This is a genomic window from Tunicatimonas sp., assembly GCF_049647865.1.
Classification (GTDB): domain Bacteria; phylum Bacteroidota; class Bacteroidia; order Cytophagales; family Cyclobacteriaceae; genus Tunicatimonas.
Genome location: NZ_JBARYM010000218.1, coordinates 1 through 2,281, shown reverse-complemented (window position 1 = coordinate 2,281; position 2,281 = coordinate 1). Strand labels below are relative to the sequence as shown.

The 2,281-nt window shown below is 45.8% G+C and carries 5 protein-coding genes and 1 pseudogene; 2 read left to right on the top strand and 4 right to left on the bottom strand.

The window, feature by feature from the left end; genetic code table 11:
* Positions 1 to 230: 230 nt before the first annotated feature.
* Both WBA23_RS06725 and WBA23_RS06720 read left to right on the top strand, forming a co-directional pair.
* A complete protein-coding gene (locus WBA23_RS06725; protein WP_424581484.1) occupies positions 231 to 452 on the top strand; it encodes a hypothetical protein in 222 nt (73 codons plus the stop codon).
* Entirely contained in the window at positions 449 to 730 is a 282-nt protein-coding gene (locus WBA23_RS06720) for a type II toxin-antitoxin system RelE family toxin (RefSeq protein WP_424581483.1), read from the top strand. The genes WBA23_RS06725 and WBA23_RS06720 overlap by 4 nt, the downstream gene beginning before the upstream one ends.
* A 387-nt stretch (positions 731 to 1,117) precedes the next feature.
* Here the strand turns inward: WBA23_RS06720 and WBA23_RS06715 are convergent, their stop codons facing one another.
* The 4 genes and pseudogenes from WBA23_RS06715 to WBA23_RS06700 all read right to left on the bottom strand — a co-directional run.
* Positions 1,118 to 1,450, bottom strand: coding sequence for a DUF5615 family PIN-like protein (locus WBA23_RS06715; RefSeq protein ID WP_424581482.1), 333 nt, complete (start codon positions 1,448 to 1,450; stop codon positions 1,118 to 1,120).
* Entirely contained in the window at positions 1,440 to 1,739 is a 300-nt protein-coding gene (locus tag WBA23_RS06710; protein ID WP_424581481.1) for a DUF433 domain-containing protein, read from the bottom strand. The genes WBA23_RS06715 and WBA23_RS06710 overlap by 11 nt, the downstream gene beginning before the upstream one ends.
* A 98-nt stretch (positions 1,740 to 1,837) precedes the next feature.
* On the bottom strand, positions 1,838 to 2,095 hold the full coding sequence (locus tag WBA23_RS06705) for a hypothetical protein (protein ID WP_424581480.1): 258 nt from the start codon (positions 2,093 to 2,095) through the stop codon (positions 1,838 to 1,840).
* Positions 2,092 to 2,281, bottom strand: a pseudogene (locus tag WBA23_RS06700) (PIN domain nuclease); the annotation flags it as partial. The pseudogene WBA23_RS06700 and the gene WBA23_RS06705, both read right to left, overlap by 4 nt.

Genomic DNA, 2,281 nt, shown 5'->3' with positions numbered 1-2,281 from the left:
AAAACTCAGAAGATGGTACAGGGTGAGCGGTAGAGGGTGAATGGTTGTCACGCTCCGGTTTCCGAAACATTCGGGATAGGCTTTCGCGGAACGATCCCGATTTTTGGCCGCCTAGCTTATATTGCTTGCCCAGATTTTCTACTCGTATGGCTACATCAGTCATAGGATTTATTGTATTAGAGTAGTAAATGGTTGGTTACACACTATTTTACTTTTTGTATATTTAGACTATGAAACATATCATTGTGGTAGACGACCGTAGCAAAGCAGGGAAAAATCTACTTGAAATTGCTGAAATATTAGCTGAAAATGACCAATCAATCCTTTTACTTAATGAAGAGGAAGACCAGAGTCTACTGAAAGAAATGCTCTTAGCCCGCGAATCGGGTACCCTCAGCGCTTCTGAGAAAGAGAAATTCCTTAACCAATTAAGGGAAGAAGCTGGTCTATGAATTTTGAGATCAGTAAGTCCTTTCAGAAGTCGTTTAACCAGCTTAAAGATCAACATCTGGCTACTACCATACTGTCGGTTATTGATGAAGTAAGTCAGGCTGAAGAATTTACTAGCATCCGAAGCCTCCAAAAGTTGAAGGGACATAAAACAGCTTATCGTATTCGAGCGGGCAACTATCGCATTGGGGTATTCATTGAACCTGATGCTTCTGGTCAACCAACGGTTATCTTTGCTGCTTTTTCGCACCGCAAGGACATTTACAAAAGATTTCCTTAACCTTTTACCAAAGAAAACCCTTTTAAGTATTTTCAGCAGCGCACTCTTCCCGGCCCCGTTGCAACCGATAATGCTTACGGGGACACCATCCAGCGACGGCTGCCGGTCGGCTTCACCCCGCTTAATTTCAAAGTTGATGTCTTTCAAGGCCCAAGAGGTGGAGTCCGCAGTCCGGGAACCGGAGTCCGGATTGGAACTACTGAATTCCGGTTTCTGGTTCGCCCGGCGATCCGGTCCGGTTTCCGGCTTCCGTAGCAAGCGCGTCAGGCTTTGGTGGAAGGTGCCCCCCGTGGATACGGCGGATTTTTGCCCCCCCAGCTTATACTGCTTGCCCAGATTTTCTACTCGTATGGCTACATCCGTTGTGGCTACGTCGATCATAATTTACTACAAAAACTCTATATGGTTTTTCATATCATTTTGGTCTAGCACTTCGTAAATGAGCATGAGCCCCCTGATGATAGCACCTATACTTTTTCCTTGTTCAGCGTACACGATACCGAAATGGTTGCTTCCAGCCGCGTGCATTTTGAGAAAGTCATTGTCTTGGGTAAAAACAACCCGACCTTCTTTACTTGCTAGATTTAGCTGTTCCTCATCCGATGCGCCTAACATATCAGCTGCATAGGTAGTGAGTACATCTACCCCTCGCCTTTTCAACCCTTCAGCGATTGCATGGGCGCAGTGTTCATCCGTATAGAAGCGTATATCATAGGGCACGTTTTTCCAGTTTTGAGATTGTTTTACTTCGCAAATCGTTGACCCATACTTTGCCTTCCCGTATACTTTGGTCGATCTCCGACTGATGGTCGTAATAGTACGTTAGTGCCGCATAGACATCTGAAAGGGTTAGTTTATATTTCGTAGCAATCTCGTCTACACTCTCGCCCATACGTTCGTGCCAGATAACTATATCTTCTACCGTAATACGCCGCCCAGCAATACGAGGCTTACCACCTACTACATCTGGAGTCGACTCAATATGATCATTTAACGCAATAGCACTCATTTCTTCTTTTGATCGTTAAAATACGTTAATTTTTTTAAACTTTGCTTCCCAGTGTTTGATACCTGATATAGTATGCCCAGTAATACCTACGGGGACGCTCAGGCGGCTTCGCCCCGTTTAATTTCAACGTTGATGCCTTTCAAGGCCCAGAACTTGGAATCGGGAGTCTGGATACCGGAGTCCAGAGCAGTTACATCCGGTTTCTGGTTCGCCCGGCGATCTGGTCCGGTTTCCGGCTTCCGTAGCAAGCGCGTCAGGCTTTGGCGGAAGGTGCCCCCCGTGGATACGGCGGATTTTTGACCCCCCAGCTTATATTGCTTACCCAGATTTTCTACTCGTATGGCTACATCAGTCATGTGCTTTGGTTTTTCCATTGAGTGGATGCCCCGTAGTTGCTAAAGATGGTATCTTTGGTAATAATCGTAACTTCTTCTACTAACCCTTGAGCAATAATAGTACGGTCAAAGGGGTCACGATGATGAAACGGTAAGGTCGCTAAACGTTGAATGTGCGTAGAAGCCAACGGCAACCACTGTATTCGG